This is a genomic window from Variovorax dokdonensis, from assembly GCF_030316895.1.
GTDB classification, from domain to species: Bacteria; Pseudomonadota; Gammaproteobacteria; order Burkholderiales; family Burkholderiaceae_C; genus Variovorax; species Variovorax dokdonensis.
Genome location: NZ_JASZYV010000003.1, coordinates 784,069 through 801,207 on the forward strand (window position 1 = coordinate 784,069; position 17,139 = coordinate 801,207).

Below are 17,139 nucleotides of genomic sequence, written 5' to 3' on the forward strand. Positions count from 1 at the left end.
TTGTGCTCCTCACCGAAGGGCCGACATCAGTTCGTCCGCCGCGCGCAGATCCGCCGTGCCCTCTCCTTCCGTGATCTGCGCGCGTACCGGCAGCAGGATCGCGCTTGCGGCAGCGCCTTCGCCCTGGCGCGCCAGCAGCGCCGCCAGGCTGGTTGCGGAACGCAGCGCCAGCGAGCCTGCTTTCTGCGCCAAAGCCATCGAGAACGAGGTCTGCAGTGCGGCCCTTGCTTCGGCCACGCGATCCGGGCCGCCCATCAGCAGCACCTTCGCCTTGATTCGCCAGACCTCGGGCGCCCACTGACGTTCGCCCTTGCGCTCCATCGCCTGCAGCGCTGCCTCGATCGCTTCCATGGCCTGGGCCGTACGCCCGACCCCGGCATGTCCGAGCGCCATGATGGAAAGCAACCAGGGCAGGCCCAACTGTGCCTGCTGTGCCTGGAACTCGTGCCACGCCAACTCCACCTGCGCCAAGCCTTCGGCGTGGTGGTCGGTCTCGATCCAATGTTGTCCTCGCAGGACCTTGGCGCAACTGCCCAGGTAGACCAACCCGTGCTCGCTGGTGACGGCGAGCAACTCACCCAGCGGCTCGTCCAGCGCGTCGTATCGGCCGCAGCAGGCCAGCGTGGCGCAATGGAAGAACTGGGCCATGGCGAGCGCGAGCGGCTGGTTCAAGGTACGGGCGGTGGCCACCGCGCGCGCACCACACGCCAGGGCCGATCCCGGTCGCCCCAGGATCCAGAGTCCCCAGGTCAGGTGACTCCACGCATTGACGGCCGGATCGATCTGCAAGGCCAAGGTCGTCGCGCCGTCGGCATGAGGTGAATAGAGAGAAGCCGCGCGCTCCAGTCGTTCGCAAGCGTCGCCGAACTCGCCACGCCAGAAGGCCATGACGCCGAGCATCCACTCGGCAAGGACGCGGGTATCGCGGTCGCCCGGATGGTGCTCGGCAAGTTGCATCACCTGCTCGCCCTGGTGCCGCGCCAGGTCGAGTTCCCCACGTGCGTAGTAGAAGGAAAACAGCCCCCGACGAACGTCCACCACGTGCTGGGCATCGCCCAGCCGCTCGCACAGCACCAGCGCGCGCGCAAAGCTCTCCATTACGTGAGCGGATGCAAAACCGTGCACCGCACGATGCGCCGTGCCTTCGATCATGCGAAGGGCAAGCTCGACCTGGTCTCGCGCCTCGCCTTCCTGAACGTGTTCGAGTTGCTCCAGCCCCAAGGCCGTGTGCCCCAGGGCCTCCAGGTTGGCCCATCGGTCGAGGCTGCGCTTGCCCGCCAGCGCCGAATAGCGCGCGGCGGCCAGCGCCTGTCCGGCGAGCGCATAGTGGTGAGCGACGAGCTCGGGCTCCACGGCGGCACCACCGGGCTGGACGTTGGCGAGTATCGTGCCCGCGCGCCCATGCAGTTCCTGGCGGCGATGGCGCAGCAGGCTGGCATAGGCCGCCTCCTGAACCAGCGCGTGCTTGAATGCGAACGCCGGGTGCGGCGGCGAGCCCCGCCCGAACACCACCTGGGATTCCATGAGCACGCCCAGTGCCGCGTCGAGCGCTTCGTGATCCAACCCGCACAGACCGGCCAGGCCGTCGCGTGTGAATTCCCGGCCAAGCACCGCCGCCATCTGCGCGACCTGCTTCGCGCTGCCCAGCCGATCCAGGCGTGCCATGAGCGAATCCTGCAAAGTCAGCGGAACGCCGAAGGCACCGTTGTCCGGCATCGACCCCAGGTTGGAAAGCCGTTCGCCGCCGGCGTTGCTCTGCACCGGCATCCGGGATTCGACCGCCTTGGTGAATTCCTCGATGAAGAGCGGCACACCATCGGTCAGGCGCACGATCTGCGCCACCAGCTTCGCGGAAGGCGCTTCGTCCGCCAACAGGCTGCACGCCATGGCCCCCGCTTCGTCCGCGCCAAGGCGATCGAGCAGGATGACGTTCACATGGCCGAGCGCAACCCAGGGGACGTCCAAGGTTGTGCGCGAGGTGATGACGATGCCGGCCGGCGCATCGGCGGCGCGGCGCACCAGCAGGTCGAGCAGCTGCAGCGACGTCGGATCGATCCAGTGCGCGTCCTCGACCAGCACGAGGCACGGCCCACTGCCGGACGGGGCCAGCAGCCAGTCGGCCGCCACCTCGAGCGTGCGCGCCTTCAGTTGCTGGGCGGTGAGTTGGGGCGGTGGATAGCGCGGATCCTCGGGCAGCGATAGCAAGGCCGCCAGCACCGCGACGCGACGCGCAAGGTCGCCGGGTTCAGGCTCATCGGCGCTCGCCGAGGCGAGCAACTGGCACAGCCTGTCGTGGGCCTGCCCCGGCGCCTCGCAACCGTCCAGCCCGGCTTCGTGCCTGAGGCGCTGGATCAAGGGATGCAACGCACTGTGCGGATGGTAGGGCGAGCACTGGAGCCGCACGATACGCGCAGCCCTCTGCTTCGAGCCGTCCAGCAGCGTTTCCGCAAGTCGCGACTTGCCGATGCCCGCCTCACCCAGCAGCAGGAGCACCTGGCCCGCGCCATCTTCGACACGACGCAGCAGAGCCTGTCCTCGGGCGACTTCTTCTTCGCGCCCGATGAATGGCGTCATGCCCCGATCGCGCAGCGCGTGGAAGCGGCTCTCGGCCACTGCGCCGCGAACCACTTGCCAGGCGCGCACGGGTTCGTCGAAGCCCTTGATGTCGTGCAACCCGTGATCGCGGAACTCGAATCGCCCCTGCGTCAGCTCGCGCGTGCGATCGCTGATCACCAGGCAGCCCGACGGCGCGAGCGACTGAAGCCGCGCAGCCAGGTTGATCGATTCGCCGACCGCCGCTGCCTCCTGCGACGCTCCAGCGCCAATACGGTCACCGACCACGACGAGCCCGGTGGCGATCCCGACTCTCACCTCCAGGCGCGCGCCAGACGGCAACGATGCGTCCGCCGTGTAGGGCGCGGCCACGATGTCCAGGCCCGCCAGCACCGCGCGTGCCGGATCGTCCTCGTGCGCGGTGGGATAGCCGAAATAGGCCAGGATGCCGTCGCCCATGTAGCGGGCGATGTCGCCTTCGTAGCGCTCGATCAGGCTCCGGGCGGTGCGCTGGTAGCGAAGGATGATGTCCCGCACGTCCTCGGGATCGAGATGGTGCGACAGCGCCGTGGAGCCGACGAGATCGCAGAACAGCACGGTCAGCTGCCGCCGCTCGGGCCCAGCGGACGCTGCCTCGGTCTCGCCGTGCGGCCCCGCCATCGGCGCACCGCAATGTCCACAGAACCGCTGATCCGGCAGGCAAGAGGCGTGGCAGGCCGGACAGCGCCGGGCCAGGACTTGCCCGCAAGCCGAACAGAAGCGCCTACCCTCGGGATTGGAGAGTCGACAACGCGAGCATTCCATGCAGCCCCCTCTTCGGTCGGCATCCGAACGGTCGGCAAAAGCGCATGGTAGCCATAACCCGTCGCCAGAAGAAGCGCCAACACGCGGGGCTGCATGGCGTCCTGCGCGCCGGCCGATGCGGTCGCTCGCACCTTCAGAAAATATATTTGCACGGTGCTGCATCCAGATGCGGGCCTCGCGGCTAGTGGCATGTGTGAGCGTCGGCCAATGCCGGCGAAGTCACGCATCTCAACCTCAGGAGAATCGCCATGCTCAAGCCCGATACGCTTTCGTCCCTCTTCACCCGTCGCTCGGTGCGACTGGCTCTTGTCGCGCCGACCCTGGCTGCTGCCGGTGTGCTTTCGGCCTGCGCCGACATGTCGTCGATGCCCGCATCCAGCTTCAGCCAGAACGACCTGCCCGATGCGGTCAAGGTGCCGGCGGGTCATCGCGTGGCCATGGAAACCGTGGGCGTGGGCGAGATCGCCTATGAATGCCGGGCCAAGACCGGCGCCGCCGGATCCTTCGAATGGGTGTTCGTCGGACCGAAGGCGCAGCTCAACAACCGGGCCGGCCAGACCGTGGGTCGCTACTTCGGACCGCCGGCCACCTGGGCCGCGCAAGATGGCTCTGCCGTTACCGGAACTCAACTGGCCGTGGCGCCGAGCGGAAACGGCAACATCCCCATGCAGTTGGTCAAGGCCAATCCGGCCAGCGGCATGGGCGCGATGAACGGTGTGTCGTACATCCAGCGCGTGGCCACGCGCGGCGGTGTGGCTCCGGCCACCGCCTGCAACGCGGCCACCACCGGACGCCAGGAGATCGTGCGCTACCAGGCCGACTACATCTTCTGGAAGGCCGCCTGACCGGACACCGGCGGCGCGCCGCTGCTACAGTCGCGCCGCCCCCTGGCCCTATTGCATGGACAACGCCGTTCCGTTCGACTATGAAGCCGCCGTGCTCGCCTGCGCGCGCGGCGAGCGCTTTGCGCTACGCGCCCTGTATCTTCGCGAGGCACGTTGGCTGCTTGGCGTGGCGCTGCGCATCGTGCGCGACCGTGAACAGGCGCAGGACGTTCTGCAAGACGCCTTCCTGCAGATCTGGCAGAACGCCCACACGTTCCGGCCGGAGCTGGGGTCCGCACGCGGCTGGATCTACACCATCGTGCGGCATCAGGCCATCAAGGAGGCCCGAAACCGCAGCCGCATGGAAAGCCTCGATCCGGACGATCTGGCCGGACTTTCGGATGCACAGCAGCACCAGGACGCCAGCGATGCGCAGCGCGCGCTCGACGGCGAAAGCCTGGAGCGCTGCCTGCAGCGCCTCGAGGCCTCGCGGCGCACCTGCGTCATGCTCGCCTTCGTCGATGGCATGACGCACGAACAGATCGCCCAGCGGCTGGACACGCCGCTGGGCACGATCAAGTCCTGGATCCGGCGCGGACTCTCCAGCCTGCGGGAGTGCCTGGCGTGATGGACCTGTCGACCCCTCAAGACCGCGACGCGGCCGCCGCCGAATTCGTGCTCGGCACCCTGAACGCCGAAGAGCGCGCCGGGTTCAGCGCCGCCATGGCGCAAGACCGCGCGCTGCAGGCGGCCGTGTACGCCTGGCAGGACCGGCTGCTGCCGCTGTCTGCTCGCGTGGCACCCGCGCAGCCCGATGCCGTGCTGTGGCAACGCATCGAAGTGGCGCTCGAAGGCGCGTCGATGCCCGCCGCCCGCGCGCGCCCACGCCAGGGCCCGTGGTCGAGGCTGCGCCTGTGGCAGGGCCTGAGCGCAGCATGCCTGGCCATGGCGGTGGCGCTCGGCACCGTGCTGCTTCAGCAACCGGATATGCCAGCGGGACCGCGCTATGTGGCGGTCTTGAACAGCCCCGACGGCACGAATGCCGGCTGGGTGGTGGAGCTCGACCAGGACCGATTGCGCCTGGTGCCTACCGGCGAAACACCCCCCGTGCCATCGGGCCGCTCGCTTCAGTTCTGGACGAAGGCGCAAGGCGCGGCGCAGCCCAGCTCGCTGGGCCTGGTGCAGGCTGGCCAGACGGTGGAGATGCCGGTGTCGCGGCTGCCCAGCGTCGGGCCGCAGCAGTTGTTCGAGATCACCCTCGAACCCGAAGGCGGATCCACCATCGGTCGGCCGACGGGGCCGATCCTGTTCGTGGGCCGCAGCGTGGCGTTGTAGCGGTGTTGCGCGCAGCCCTTCAGCTGCGCACCACCAGCACCGGCACGCGCGACTCCTGAAGCACGCGCTGGGTCACGCTGCCCAGCAGCAGTTTCTCGATGCCGTGCCGGCCATGCGAGCCCATCACGATCAGGTCGCAGCCCAACGAATTGGCGGTGTCGACGATGCCCTCGTGCACCACATGGCCGTCGATCACCCGCTGGTCGCTGTGCAGGCCTTCGGCCGCGAGCGCGGCGACACCGCGCGCCAGCGCCGCGTTGGCACTGGCGGTGGCGGCGGCCAGGTATTCGTTCTGGCCCAGCGCATAGTCGGCGCCCACGCCGATGAAGGGATAGTTGTCGATCACGTGAATGAGCGTGATGCGGCTGCCAAAGGCAATCGCCAAGCCGCTGGCCTTGCTCACGGCCGTCATGGATGCCTCGGAGCCGTCGATGGGGACCAGGATGTGGTTGAACATGGCGGACCTCGCTTTCTCATTCATGAACACGTCTTAGACGGGGGCCACTGTACAGGCTCGGCGCGCAAGCTCCATGTAGGAATCACCCGGCCCGGCCCGCGACGGGACCGCGCCTGCACCGCCGCAAGCTTCATGCCGAAGCCCCGGCGACCTCAGCCGCCCTGGAAGGCGCCCTGCCGGCAGGTGATGACCAAGGTGTCGCGCCAGCCCGGCGTGTGTTCGGCCAACGGCTGGATGGGGGTCGATTCGTGGATCACGCGGGCATCGTCCAGCAACATGAGCGTCCACGGCTCGCTCATGGTGAAGCGCTCGCCGCGCCGGCCTTCGGCCTCGAACACGCGTGTCTCGCCGCCCTTGACGTTGTGCCGGCCGACGAGGGCCACCGCCACCAGGTCGACACCATCGCGGTGCGCGCCCTCGGGCGTTGGCCGCCCGATGCCGCCGGCGGTGTCGATGCGGAACTGGTGCGCCTCGATGTACCAGCGCTGCGGGCCACGCAGGGCGCTGGCCGCATCGGCCAGACGCAGCAACAGCCGTTGCCAGGCCGGCCTCACAACCGTGGACGCCATCATCGGTGCGAACCAGCGCTGCATGCCGCCATGCAAGGCGTTGTATTCCACGGGCTGCCAGTGCGCGCGGTGCGGAACCTGCTCGACCTCGCCGCCATGCACCACGAAGCAGGCGTGTCGACGGGTGCGATATCGGCCGCCGTCCTTGAGGTATTCGTCGGGCGGCAGGCCGTTCCAGTCGTCGTGCATCGCCTCGAGGTCGGACAAGGGCACGTCGAGCCATTGGGCCGTGGCGGCGGGCTCCAGGATGGCGTAGCCGTCTTCGGCCAGCGCGGTCAGCAGGCGCTCGGGCGTCGTGCCCGGCGCGGAGAATTCGCGGGTCATGCGCCGGCCTAGGTTTCGACCTTCACGCCCTTCCAGAAGGCGACACGGTCGCGCACCATGTCGGCTTCGGGCTTGGGGTCGGGGTAATACCAGACGGCGTCGGTGTTCATCTCGCCATTGACCAGCAGCGAGTAGTAGCTGGCCTGCCCCTTCCACGCGCACATGGTGCGGTGATTGCTGAAGGTGACGAATTCGCGCTTGAGCGAATCGGCAGGAAAGTAGTGGTTGCCTTCAACCAGCACAGTGTCATCGCTCTCTGCGATGGTCACGCCATTCCAGGTGGCTTTCATTGGGCTTGCTCCGGTCGGGCCCGCGCAAGCGGCGGGCATTCACGGGAGCTATTGTGCCGCCGGCAGCCAGTGCACGCTGAACAGGCGCTGCGGATCGGTCCACACCGGGCCGATGCCGAAACCCGCACGCAAGGCCAGCGCCCGCAGCGCTTCCACGGTGAACTTGTGGGAGTTCTCCGTGTGGATGGTCTCGCCCTCTGCAAACTCGACTTGCTGGCCAAGCAGACGGACAACCTGCGCACGGCGGCTCAACAGATGCATCTCGATGCGCTTGAGGGGCGCGTTGTAGAAGGCAGCGTGGCCGAAGCCCCGCGCCACGTCGAAATCGGCGCCAAGCTCCCTGTTCGCGCGATGCAGCAGGTTGAGGTTGAACTGCGCCGTCACGCCCTGCGCGTCGTTGTAGGCCGCATGTAGCAGCGCCGGGTCTTTCACCAGATCGACCCCGAGCAGAAGGCCGCCGCCACGCAGCACGTGCGCCGCGCCTTGCAGGAACGCCAGCGCCTCTTCGGGCGTGAAATTGCCCAGCGTCGAGCCAGGGAAGAAGCCCACACGGCGCCTGCTTCCCGCAAGCAGCGGCGGCAGGTCGAAGGGGCGCGTGTAGTCGGCCACGACCGGATGCACCGGCAAATCGGGGTACTCCGCCTGCAACGCGGCGGCGGCACCTTGCAGGTGCTCGCCGGAGATGTCGATCGGCACGAAGCGGCGCGGCGATTCGAGCGCGTCCAGCAGCAGGCGGACCTTGCGCAAGGAGCCGGCGCCGAATTCGACGATCTCGGCATCCGGGCCGATGCGTTGCGCGATGTCCGCGGCGTTGGCGCTCAAGATGGCCAGTTCGGTGCGCGTGGGGTAGTACTCGGGCAGCTCGCAGATGGCGTCGAACAGGCGCGAGCCTTCGGCGTCGTAGAAATACTTGGGCGAGATGCTGCGCTGCTTGCGCGACAGGCCCTCCAGCAGTTCACGACCGAACTCGGCATCGGCGCTGGCTGGGTCGGAACGGGTTGCGGCAACGGGAAAGCGCAGCGGGGCTGGGCGCGTCATTGGATCTCCTTGGCGAGCCGAAGCCCGGAAAACTGCCAGCGCGCGGCTGGCGGGAAGAAGTTTCGATAGCTCGGCCGCGAATGGCCTTCGGGCGTGGCCAGGCTGCCACCGCGCAGCACCAGCTGGCCCACCATGAACTTGCCGTTGTATTCGGCGGCCACACCAGGCAGAGGCCTGAAGCCGGGATAGGGGTCGTACGACGAGCGCGTCCATTGCCAGACGTGCCCGGTGGCCTGCTGCATTTGCGCGCTGGCCGCCTCCCACTCGAACTCGGTGGGCAAGCGCGCGCCGGCCCATTCGGCATAGGCAGCGGCCTCATAAAAGCTCAACTGCATGACAGGCGCCGTGGGGTCCATCGGCCGGACACCTTGCAGGCCGAACACTTGCCAACCGTCGGCAGCGGGCCGGTCGCGCGTCAAGCGCGGGTCATCCGGCGCAAGCCAATACGCAGGTGCCTGCCATCCTTGCGCCTGCACCGCGGCCCAGCCATCGGACAACCAGAGCGACGCAGTGCGATAGCCACCGTCCTCGATGAACTGCGCGTACTCGCCGCACGTGACCAGTCGACGCGCAATGCGACAGGGGGCCAGCAGCGCGGCATGCCTGGGCGTTTCGTTGTCGAACGCAAAGCCGGCCCCCGAATGCCCCACCTCGACCACGCCGCCATGGAGATCCACCCAAGGCGATTCCGCCGGTGGCGCAGCAGCCAGACGCAGCGACGGCCCCGCAGGCGCCTCGTAGGCCGGCAAAAGCGGATTGCACCAGAACGCATGCAGGATGTCGGTGAGCAGAAGCTCCTGATGCTGTTGCTCGTGATTCAACCCCAGCGTGACGATCGGCTCGACCACGCGCCAACGCGCTTCATCGTCCAGTTGCGCCAGCAGTTGCTGCACGGCAGCGTCCACATGCGCGCGATAGGCATGCACCTCTTCGATACCCGGGCGAGTGAGCAGGCCGCGCTGCGGCCTCGGATGACGCGGCCCGAGCGCCTCGTAGTACGAGTTGAAAAGGAAGTGCCAGCGCGCGTCGAACACGCGGTAGCCTGGCAGGTGGGGCTGCAGCAGCACGGTCTCGAAGAACCAGGTGGTGTGTGCAAGGTGCCACTTGGTCGGGCTGGCGTCGGGCATGGACTGCACGCACTGGTCTTCTGCGGACAGCGGCGCGGCAAGCGCCATGCTGTGCTGTCTCACGCGCTGGAAGTGTTCGTGCAGTGCGCCAGCCTGGGCCTGAAGGCCGGCCCGTGATGGGGCGCTCGATAGCGGCATCGGAGCTTTCTCCTGGTCGTCGCGGACCTGACTTTCTAGCCGATTTCAGGGAAATGCGTAGGTAGGACAAGGGCGCCTACTGACAGGACGGTGTCAGTAGGGTGCCGTTGCTTCGTATCATCCGGACCATGAATCCAGCGTCCAAGCCCGCCGCATCGCGGCCTCACATCGTCGTGGTGGGCTGCGGCTTCGGCGGCCTCGAAGCCACCCGTTCGCTGCGCAAGGCGGACGTCGATGTGACCGTCATCGAACGCACCAACCACCACCTGTTCCAGCCCCTGCTCTACCAGGTGGCGACCGCGGGGTTGGCGGCGCCATCCATTGCCGCGCCAGTGCGCGTGCTGTTCCGTCGCTATGCCAACGTGACCACGCTGCTCGGCGAAGTGACGGGGATCGAGCCGGCCACTCGCGAAGTCGTGCTGGCCGATGGCGCTCGCATCGGCTATGACCACCTGATCGTGGCCGCGGGCGCCACCCACAGCTACTTCGGCCACGACGAATGGGCGCCGCATGCGCCCGGCCTCAAGACACTGGCCGACGCATTCGACATCCGAAGGCGCATGCTGCTCTCGTTCGAGGCGGCCGAGCGCGAATCCGATCCGCAGCGCCGGCGCGCCCTGCTCACCTTCGCGGTGATCGGCGCGGGCCCCACCGGCGTGGAGATGGCCGGCACGATGGCCGAGATCGCGCGCCACACGCTGTCCGGCGAGTTCCGCCGCATCGACCCGGCCAGCGCCGAAGTGCTGCTGATCGAAGGCGGCAGCCGCGTGCTCCAGGCCATGCCGGAGAGCCTGAGCGCCAAGGCACTGGTGCAGTTGAGCAAGCTGGGCGTGCAGGTGCGCCTGAATTCGCGCGTCACCAGCATCGACGCCACCGGGCTCGACACCAGCCAGGCCGATGGCAGCGTTTCGCGCATCGACAGCCATTGCATCGTGTGGGCGGCGGGCGTGGCCGCTTCGCCGCTGGGCAAACTGCTTGCACAGGCCACTGGCGCCACGCTCGACCGCGCGGGGCGCATCCATGTCGAGCCCGATCTGAGCCTGGCCGGCCATCCGGAAATCAGCGTCGTCGGCGATCTGGCAGCCGCGCAGAGCCACGTGCCGGGCAAGCCGCCAACGCCGGTGCCGGGTGTGTCACCCGCGGCCAAGCAGATGGGCCGAACTGCTGCAGCCAACATCCTGGCGCGGCTGAGCCAGCAAAGCGCCAAAGCTTTTCGATATGCGGACTACGGCAACCTGGCCACCATCGGTCGCAACTCGGCAGTGGTCGACCTGGCAACCCCTTTCGGCCCGTTTCGCATGAGCGGCCGGCTCGCGTGGCAGTTCTGGCTGTTTGCCCACGTCTATTTCCTGATCGGCTTTCGCAACCGGCTCGTGGTCTTGATGGACTGGGCGAGCGCCTATTGGAGCTTCCAGCGTTATGCGCGAGTTGTGCCGGATACCGAGGCTCCACTTGCCAGCACCGCAGGTCGCCCGGTTCCGAACGCGCCAAATGACGCGGATGTCATCTTGCAGAAAGAGTAGGCATAGGGTGCCTTCCTATACTTGGAGGCCATTGCAAGTCGCTGCCAAGCGAAGCAATGGTCACACAAGGTAAACAACAGGAAGGAAAACATCCAATGAAACGCACGCTTATCGCACTAGGAACACTCGCACTCGTCTCCACCGCATTCGCTCAGCAGCACGTCCACAACCCTGAAGCTGCGCCCGACCACGACACCAAGCCACAAGTCGCCGCCGACAGCAAGGCCCAGGCCAAACAGCCTGGCGTGACGAAGATCAAGGATGGCAGCACGGCCCGCGGCCAGGGCTCTGGCGTCGCGAAGGCGAGCAAGGCGGAAGAGCACGGCCAGAGCCATGCCGATGCGCGCGAAGCCAAGCCCCACACCGTTCCCGAGCAAGGCGGCACGCCGAAGTGATACCAGCCTGATCCAGGCATGGAAAAAAAAAGGGCGCATGGCATCGAGGCCATGCGCCCTTTTTCGTTGGGTTCAGCCCATCACCTTGGACGGCAGCCAGGTGGCGATTTCAGGGAAGATGCAAAGGATCACGATCGCCAGCACCATGCAGCCCATGAAGGGCAGCGCCCCCTTGAGGATGGTGGGCAGGCTCACATCGGGCGTGATGCCGTTGATGACGAACAGGTTCAGCCCCACGGGCGGCGTGATCAGGCCCAGTTCCATATTGATGGTGAGGATCACGCCGAACCAGATCGGATCGAAGCCGGCCGCCGTGATGACGGGCATCAGGATCGGCGTGGTCATCAGGATGATGGCCGCCGGCGGCAGGAAGCAGCCGGCCACCAGGAGCATCAGGTTGATCGCCGCCAGGATGACCCAGCGATTGACCTGCATGTCGGCAATGGCCTCGGCCACCGACTGAGTGACCTGCAGCGAACTCATCATGTAGCCGAACAGGATCGACGTGCCGATGATGAGCAGCAGCATGCCCGACTCGCGCAGACCGTCGCGCAGGATGGCCCACAGGTCGGCCGGCTTCCACACGCGGTAGATCACGATCACCATCAACAGGCACAGCGCGGCGCCAACGCCGGCCGCTTCCGAAGGCGTGGCAATGCCGCCGTACAGCGCATAGACCACCCCGACGATCACCGCGAGGAAGGGCAGCAGGCGCGGCATCAGCTCGAGCTTTTCCTTCATCGTGTAGATGCGATCCTGATCGACGATGCGCGTGCCACGCTTCCAGCTCAGGAAGATCGACCACGCCATGAACAGCGCCACCAGCAAGAGCCCCGGCAGGATGCCCGCGATGAACAGGCGCCCGATCGAGGTTTCGGAAGCGATGCCGTAGAGGATCATCGTGACGCTGGGCGGAATCAGGATGCCCAGCGTGCCGCCGGCGGCAATGGCGCCGGTGGCCAGGTCGGCGTCGTAGCCGCGCTTGCGCATTTCCGGAATGCCCATCTTGCCGATGGCCGCGCAGGTGGCCGGCGAAGAGCCGGTCAGCGCCGAGAACAACGCGCAGGCCCCGATGTTCGACACGACCAGCGAGCCAGGAATGCGATGCAGCCAGCGCGCCAGGGCTTCGTACAGGTCGCTGCCCGCGCGTGACGATGCAACCGCCGCGCCCATGATGACGAACATCGGCAGCGAGACCAGCGTGAAATCCGTGAGGCCGGCGAACACGGTCTCCGGCACGAAGTGCACGCTGTTCCAGCCTTCGAAGAAGACCATGAAGGCCAGGGCCACGGCACCCAGTCCGAAGGCGATCGGCATGCCGGTGGCCAACATGAGCGTGGTGATGAAAAAGATCAGAAGCCCGATCAGCAGAGGACTCATGGGAAGAATCGATTCAGTTCACGGGTCCTACAGCCGGGCATCGCGTGCAAGGCCGAAGGGCAGTTCCAGCCCGCGCAGCACCAGCACGATCTGGGTGAGCAATTGCAGGCAAAGCAGGCCCAGGCCCACCGGCACGGACAGATAAGGAATCCACAGGCGCGCGCGCCACATCGACGAGGTGGTCTGGCCTTTTTCCCAGACTTCCCACCACCAGGGAATGGCGCCGTAGAGAAACGCCGCGCAGAACGCCAGCGATACCAGGTAGCCGAAGGCAAACAGCACGCAGCGCGCGCGGTGGCTCACCATCAGCGGCACCACGTCCACCGCCACATGTCCGCGCGTGAGCAGGATGTAGGGGGCGCCCAGAAAGGTGGCAGCCACCAGCGAGAAGGTGACGAACTCGGTCTGCCAGATCGACGACTGTCCGAGCACCGCGCGAATGAAGACCATGTGGCACACGACCACGATGGAGATCACGATCAGCGCCGCCGCCGCAACGCCGAACAGGCGCGAGACGGCATTGACCGCACGCGCCCATCCCGGCAGCGCGGCCTCGTGTGCCGCGTTGCCGACGCTACTTGACACTCAGCGCCTTCTCGATGAGTTCCTTCCCGCCCGGCACCTTCTCGGCGAATTCCTTGTACGAAGTCTTCTGTGCGACGGCACGCCATGCGTCGGCCTCGGCCTCGGTCATCGTGACGACCTCGGAGCCGCCCTTCTTGAAGGCCTCGATCATCTTGTCGTCGAGCTTCTTGGATTCGGCGGTGAAGTAGGCCTGCGCCTTCTTGGAGGCTGCCGTCAGCGCGGCCTTCTGCTTGTCGTCAAGCTTGTCCCAAGAGCGCTTGGAGATCAGCACCGGCTCGTACATGAACCACAGCGCGTTGTCGCCAGGCGCGGTCACGCACTTGAGCTGCTCGTACAGGCGGAACGATGTCATCGAACCGGTCGACGTATCGGTGGCCTGGGCCACGCCCTGCTGCAACGCGTTGTAGACCTCGTTGGACGGGATCGCGACGATGGAGGCACCCGCGCCCGCCCACATCTGCGAGAAGGTGGCGCCGGCGGAGCGCACTTTCAGGCCAGCGGCGTCCTCGGGCTTCCTGATGCACTTTTCCTTGCCGCCGAATGCGCCGGCCAGCCAGGCGTCGGCCAGCACCTTGGCACCGCCGTCCTCGATCACCTTGCGGATGTCGTCCATGAACGGCGACTTGTTCAGCCGCTCGGCGTGCTCATGGCTCTTGACCAGGCCAGGCATGAGCGTGGCGCCGAACTGCGGATGAAAGCCCGACGCATAGTCCAGCGGGAACGAGGTCATGTCGATCTGGCCCGTCTGCATGGCCTTCCACTGTTCCTGCGCCTTGACAAGGCTGGAGCCCGGATAGACCTTGATCTCCAGACCGACCTTGGCCGCATTCACGTCGCGCGCGATCATCTGCACCATTTCGTCGCGCACATCGCCCTTGCCACCCGGGAACTGGTGCGAAGCCTTGAGCACGATGTCGGCGGCATGAGAGGCGAGCGGCGCGGCAAGCAGCGCGAGGCTGCCGAGGATGTGGGCCAGTGTCTTGCGACGGAACATCAGGGGAACTCCTTGCATGTCGATGGAGGAAACCGATTTCGGGCGCGATGAAAAAAAGCGCCCGAATTTCGGCCGATCGCCGAATGTAGGCAATTAATGGTTACAAGTGCATAGTGGATTCCATGAGCACGGATGGACCGGGCCAGGGCTTGCAGCCCCGGCTTGATACCAAGGTGTTCGCTCAGGAAGGGTCGGGGGCCGCAGCGCCATCCGGCGCCACGGGCGGCCGTCCGTCCGGCCGCACGCGCCCGAGCGCTGCCTCGGCATCCGGCGACACGCTGCGCACATGCAGGTCACGCTGCGGATACGGCACTTCGATGCCCGCATCTGCCAGCGCGTGGTAGACGCGGGTGGCCAGGTCGCTGCGAATCGCATACCAGTTGTCGAAGTCGAAGGTCCAGGCTCGCAGGCTGAATTGCAGTGCGCTTTCGCCGAATGCGGTGAAGAAGGCCGTGGCTTCGGGGCGCTTGACCACGCCCTTGGTCTGCTGCGCGGTGCTGACGAGCAGCGCGATGACCTGCGCCGGATCGGCCTTGTAGCTCACACCCACGCTCAGTTCGATGCGGCGGCTCTGGTCGCGCAGTGTCCAGTTCACCAGGTTGCCCGCCAGCAGCGGGCCATTGGGCACCACCACGTCCGCGCCGTCGAAGGTACGCACGGTGGTGGCGCGAAGGCCGATCTCCGAGACCGTGCCGGTCAGCGTGCCAATTTCAATGGTGTCGCCCGGCTGCACGGGGCGCTCGAACATCAGCACCAGTCCGGAGACGAAGTTGTTGACCACGTTCTGCAAGCCAAAGCCGATGCCGACCCCGAGCGCGCCGAAGACCAGCGTCAACTGGCTGACCTTGAAGCCCGCCGCGGACAGCGCCAGCAGCAGACCCAGCAGCAGGACCGCGTAGTAGGTCAGCGATGCCACGCTGTTGCCGACGCCGCGAGACACATGCATGCGGCCCAGCACTTCGTCATGCACCAGCGCGCGCACGGCCCGGGCGGCCCAGAAGGCAATGAGCACGGCGATCACGAACACCAGCACGTTGCCCAGGCTGATCGAGATTTCTCCAAGCGCAAACTCGGCCGTCAACACCCGCGACAGCCATGCGTAGGTCGGTCGAAGCGCACGCAGCTCGCTCAACGTGTAGGCCACCCAGCCAATGACCGCTGCCAGCCGAAGCAGACGCGAGACGATCGATGCCAGCGAAGACGCGCGCTGCGGCGCGCGAACGAAGCGCTGGGCCACCGGCCGCCCCAGCGCCCAGTGCAGCAGCGTCGACAGCACCGAAATGCCCACGTAGAGCAGCAGGCCCACATAAGCGCTGTCATTGACGCCGAACACCAGCGTCTCCGCCAGCGACACGTTGCCCGCCACGTTGGCCACCGTCGCGATGACCAGCAACGCCACACCGACCCACGAAGCGATGATCAGCGCACGCCCGGGCATCCATGCCGGCGGCCGGCCGTCTGGCGCAGGCTTGGCGCGGTAGAGCATCCAAAGCGTGACGCCCAGCCCCAGCAGGCCCAGCACGAGCAGGAACAGCCGGTAGAGCAGTTCGCTGCCCAGCACCATGATTCCCAGCCGCGCGAGCAGGAACAGCGCAGTGACGATGTACGGCCAATGGCCCAGCCACTGTCCGGCCCGCAGCGGCAGAAGGCGCAGCACCGGCACCAGCGCCAGCACGAGCACGATCTGGTGCACCAGCAGCGGCGCATCGGGTTCGATCGCGAACACGGCCATCGCCGCCAACAGCACCCACAGCGAGAACGGCCGCGTGAGCGCACGCACGGAATCCGAAGGCACGTCGCCCGATGGCAATTGACGGCTGCGCCACGACATCCACAGCAGCACCGGCAGGAGCCCGAACTGCATCACGTTGAGCAGCAGGACGCGATCCCTGGATGCTTCGCGGAACTCGGTGGCGAAGCGCGTCTCGATGTCCAGTCCGGAGCGAACGTTGGCCACCGTCTTTCCCTCGCCCTGCGCAGCCCACAGCGGCGGCGAGTCAAGTCGCAGAAGTCGGCGGTCGACCGCCTGGATCGCCTTCTCCACCGAGGTTTGCCCCTGCCGGATGCGCGCCTCGACATTGATCGCCCTGCGGCGCAATTCGAGTTGGCTGGCCAGCGTGTGGGCGAGCGTCTGTTCGGTCTGCGCCAGGCGCGTTTGCAGCGCGTCGAAACGCTCGCCCAGCACGGACGGTAGTTCATGCGCGCGCAGCCCCTCGCGCGTGAGCGCCCATTCGGCGCGCCGGCGGGCCAGCAGCGCGGCGTCGTCCAGGTAGGGTTGCGTGGACGCCTCCATTTCCTCGCGCCAGTTGCCAAAGCGCCGCTGGTTGAAGCGCCAGTGCCGCTCCAGGCTTTCAAGGCGCATCACCGGCAGGCGGCGCAACTCCTGGGGCGTGTAGGCATGGAGCATGTCCTCGACCGAGACTTCGATGGCATCCAGACGAGCGCCGAGCTCGATGGCAGGGTCCGGGGCCTCGACACGCTGCTCGATCCGATCGGCCATGCGCTCGTCGTCATCCGCGCGGTCCGCAACCTGCTGAACCGGTATCGGCGCAACCGGGCCAGTGGCGGTCGGCGACCCGGCGGCAGCGCTCGCCGGACTCTGCGTGCCGGCCGCACTGCCGGTAGCGGCACCTGGCGTTGACTGGGCCACGGCCGCGAGCGGCATCGCAGCAAGCACCAGGCTCATCAGCAAGGTTCGCCACTGAACGAATGGGATCATCTGACCTGCGGGCATTGACCTGAACGTCTTGCGGGGTTTCCCCGAGGAGGGCCATTGTGGGGCAGATCAGGCCGGGCGATGGAC

The 17,139-nt window shown here is 66.9% G+C and carries 15 protein-coding genes and 1 pseudogene; 5 read left to right on the forward strand and 11 right to left on the reverse strand.

Annotated features, from left to right (window positions below; all coding sequences use genetic code 11):
- Nucleotides 1–9: 9 nt before the first annotated feature.
- Together QTH91_RS17345 and QTH91_RS23085 are read right to left on the reverse strand one after the other, a co-directional pair.
- Nucleotides 10–3,213: an ATP-binding protein gene (locus tag QTH91_RS17345; protein WP_286661344.1), complete on the reverse strand. Its 3,204-nt coding sequence runs from the start codon at nucleotides 3,211–3,213 to the stop codon at nucleotides 10–12.
- 18 nt (nucleotides 3,214–3,231) lie between these two features.
- A pseudogene (locus tag QTH91_RS23085) lies at nucleotides 3,232–3,519 on the reverse strand (double zinc ribbon domain-containing protein); the annotation flags it as partial.
- Nucleotides 3,520–3,605: 86 nt separating this feature from the next.
- Here QTH91_RS23085 and QTH91_RS17350 point away from each other — a divergent pair.
- The 3 genes from QTH91_RS17350 to QTH91_RS17360 are packed head-to-tail and all read left to right on the forward strand — an operon-like array spanning nucleotide 3,606 to nucleotide 5,516.
- On the forward strand, nucleotides 3,606–4,202 hold the full coding sequence (locus tag QTH91_RS17350; RefSeq protein WP_390367257.1) for a DUF3455 domain-containing protein: 597 nt from the start codon (nucleotides 3,606–3,608) through the stop codon (nucleotides 4,200–4,202).
- A gap of 55 nt (nucleotides 4,203–4,257) precedes the next feature.
- Complete coding sequence (locus QTH91_RS17355; protein WP_286661345.1) at nucleotides 4,258–4,809, forward strand: sigma-70 family RNA polymerase sigma factor; 552 nt, start codon at nucleotides 4,258–4,260, stop codon at nucleotides 4,807–4,809.
- The gene (locus tag QTH91_RS17360; protein WP_286661346.1) at nucleotides 4,809–5,516 is read left to right on the forward strand and encodes an anti-sigma factor; all 708 of its coding nucleotides are present in this window, start codon (nucleotides 4,809–4,811) and stop codon (nucleotides 5,514–5,516) included. The genes QTH91_RS17355 and QTH91_RS17360 overlap by 1 nt, the downstream gene beginning before the upstream one ends.
- 19 nt (nucleotides 5,517–5,535) lie before the next feature.
- Here the strand turns inward: QTH91_RS17360 and QTH91_RS17365 are convergent, their stop codons facing one another.
- From QTH91_RS17365 to egtB, 5 genes are all read right to left on the reverse strand, one after another.
- Nucleotides 5,536–5,973 carry a universal stress protein gene (locus tag QTH91_RS17365; RefSeq protein WP_286661347.1) on the reverse strand — a complete coding sequence of 146 codons (438 nt, stop codon included), beginning with the start codon at nucleotides 5,971–5,973 and terminating at the stop codon, nucleotides 5,536–5,538.
- 152 nt (nucleotides 5,974–6,125) lie between these two features.
- Nucleotides 6,126–6,866 (reverse strand): 2OG-Fe dioxygenase family protein, encoded by a 741-nt coding sequence (locus QTH91_RS17370; protein WP_286661348.1) that lies wholly within the window; start codon nucleotides 6,864–6,866, stop codon nucleotides 6,126–6,128.
- A gap of 8 nt (nucleotides 6,867–6,874) precedes the next feature.
- Complete coding sequence (locus tag QTH91_RS17375) at nucleotides 6,875–7,156, reverse strand: DUF427 domain-containing protein (protein WP_286661349.1); 282 nt, start codon at nucleotides 7,154–7,156, stop codon at nucleotides 6,875–6,877.
- A 48-nt stretch (nucleotides 7,157–7,204) separates the two neighbouring features.
- The gene (gene egtD, locus QTH91_RS17380) at nucleotides 7,205–8,194 is read right to left on the reverse strand and encodes an L-histidine N(alpha)-methyltransferase (RefSeq protein WP_286661350.1); all 990 of its coding nucleotides are present in this window, start codon (nucleotides 8,192–8,194) and stop codon (nucleotides 7,205–7,207) included.
- A complete protein-coding gene (egtB, locus tag QTH91_RS17385) occupies nucleotides 8,191–9,459 on the reverse strand; it encodes an ergothioneine biosynthesis protein EgtB (protein ID WP_286661351.1) in 1,269 nt (422 codons plus the stop codon). Before egtB ends, egtD begins: the two co-directional genes overlap by 4 nt.
- A 128-nt stretch (nucleotides 9,460–9,587) precedes the next feature.
- Here egtB and QTH91_RS17390 point away from each other — a divergent pair, with 128 nt between their 5' ends.
- Both QTH91_RS17390 and QTH91_RS17395 read left to right on the forward strand, forming a co-directional pair.
- On the forward strand, nucleotides 9,588–10,982 hold the full coding sequence (locus QTH91_RS17390) for an NAD(P)/FAD-dependent oxidoreductase (protein ID WP_286661352.1): 1,395 nt from the start codon (nucleotides 9,588–9,590) through the stop codon (nucleotides 10,980–10,982).
- 95 nt (nucleotides 10,983–11,077) lie between these two features.
- Nucleotides 11,078–11,377, forward strand: coding sequence for a hypothetical protein (locus tag QTH91_RS17395; RefSeq protein ID WP_286661353.1), 300 nt, complete (start codon nucleotides 11,078–11,080; stop codon nucleotides 11,375–11,377).
- 72 nt (nucleotides 11,378–11,449) lie between these two features.
- Here QTH91_RS17395 and QTH91_RS17400 read toward each other — a convergent pair whose 3' ends face one another.
- From QTH91_RS17400 to QTH91_RS17415, 4 genes are all read right to left on the reverse strand, one after another.
- Nucleotides 11,450–12,757 (reverse strand): TRAP transporter large permease, encoded by a 1,308-nt coding sequence (locus QTH91_RS17400; protein WP_286661354.1) that lies wholly within the window; start codon nucleotides 12,755–12,757, stop codon nucleotides 11,450–11,452.
- Between the two features lie 27 nt (nucleotides 12,758–12,784).
- Nucleotides 12,785–13,342, reverse strand: coding sequence for a TRAP transporter small permease subunit (locus QTH91_RS17405; RefSeq protein WP_286661355.1), 558 nt, complete (start codon nucleotides 13,340–13,342; stop codon nucleotides 12,785–12,787).
- Entirely contained in the window at nucleotides 13,332–14,336 is a 1,005-nt protein-coding gene (gene dctP / locus QTH91_RS17410) for a TRAP transporter substrate-binding protein DctP (protein WP_286661356.1), read from the reverse strand. Before dctP ends, QTH91_RS17405 begins: the two co-directional genes overlap by 11 nt.
- 181 nt (nucleotides 14,337–14,517) lie before the next feature.
- Nucleotides 14,518–17,055 (reverse strand): mechanosensitive ion channel family protein, encoded by a 2,538-nt coding sequence (locus tag QTH91_RS17415; protein ID WP_286661357.1) that lies wholly within the window; start codon nucleotides 17,053–17,055, stop codon nucleotides 14,518–14,520.
- Nucleotides 17,056–17,139: the final 84 nt, after the last annotated feature.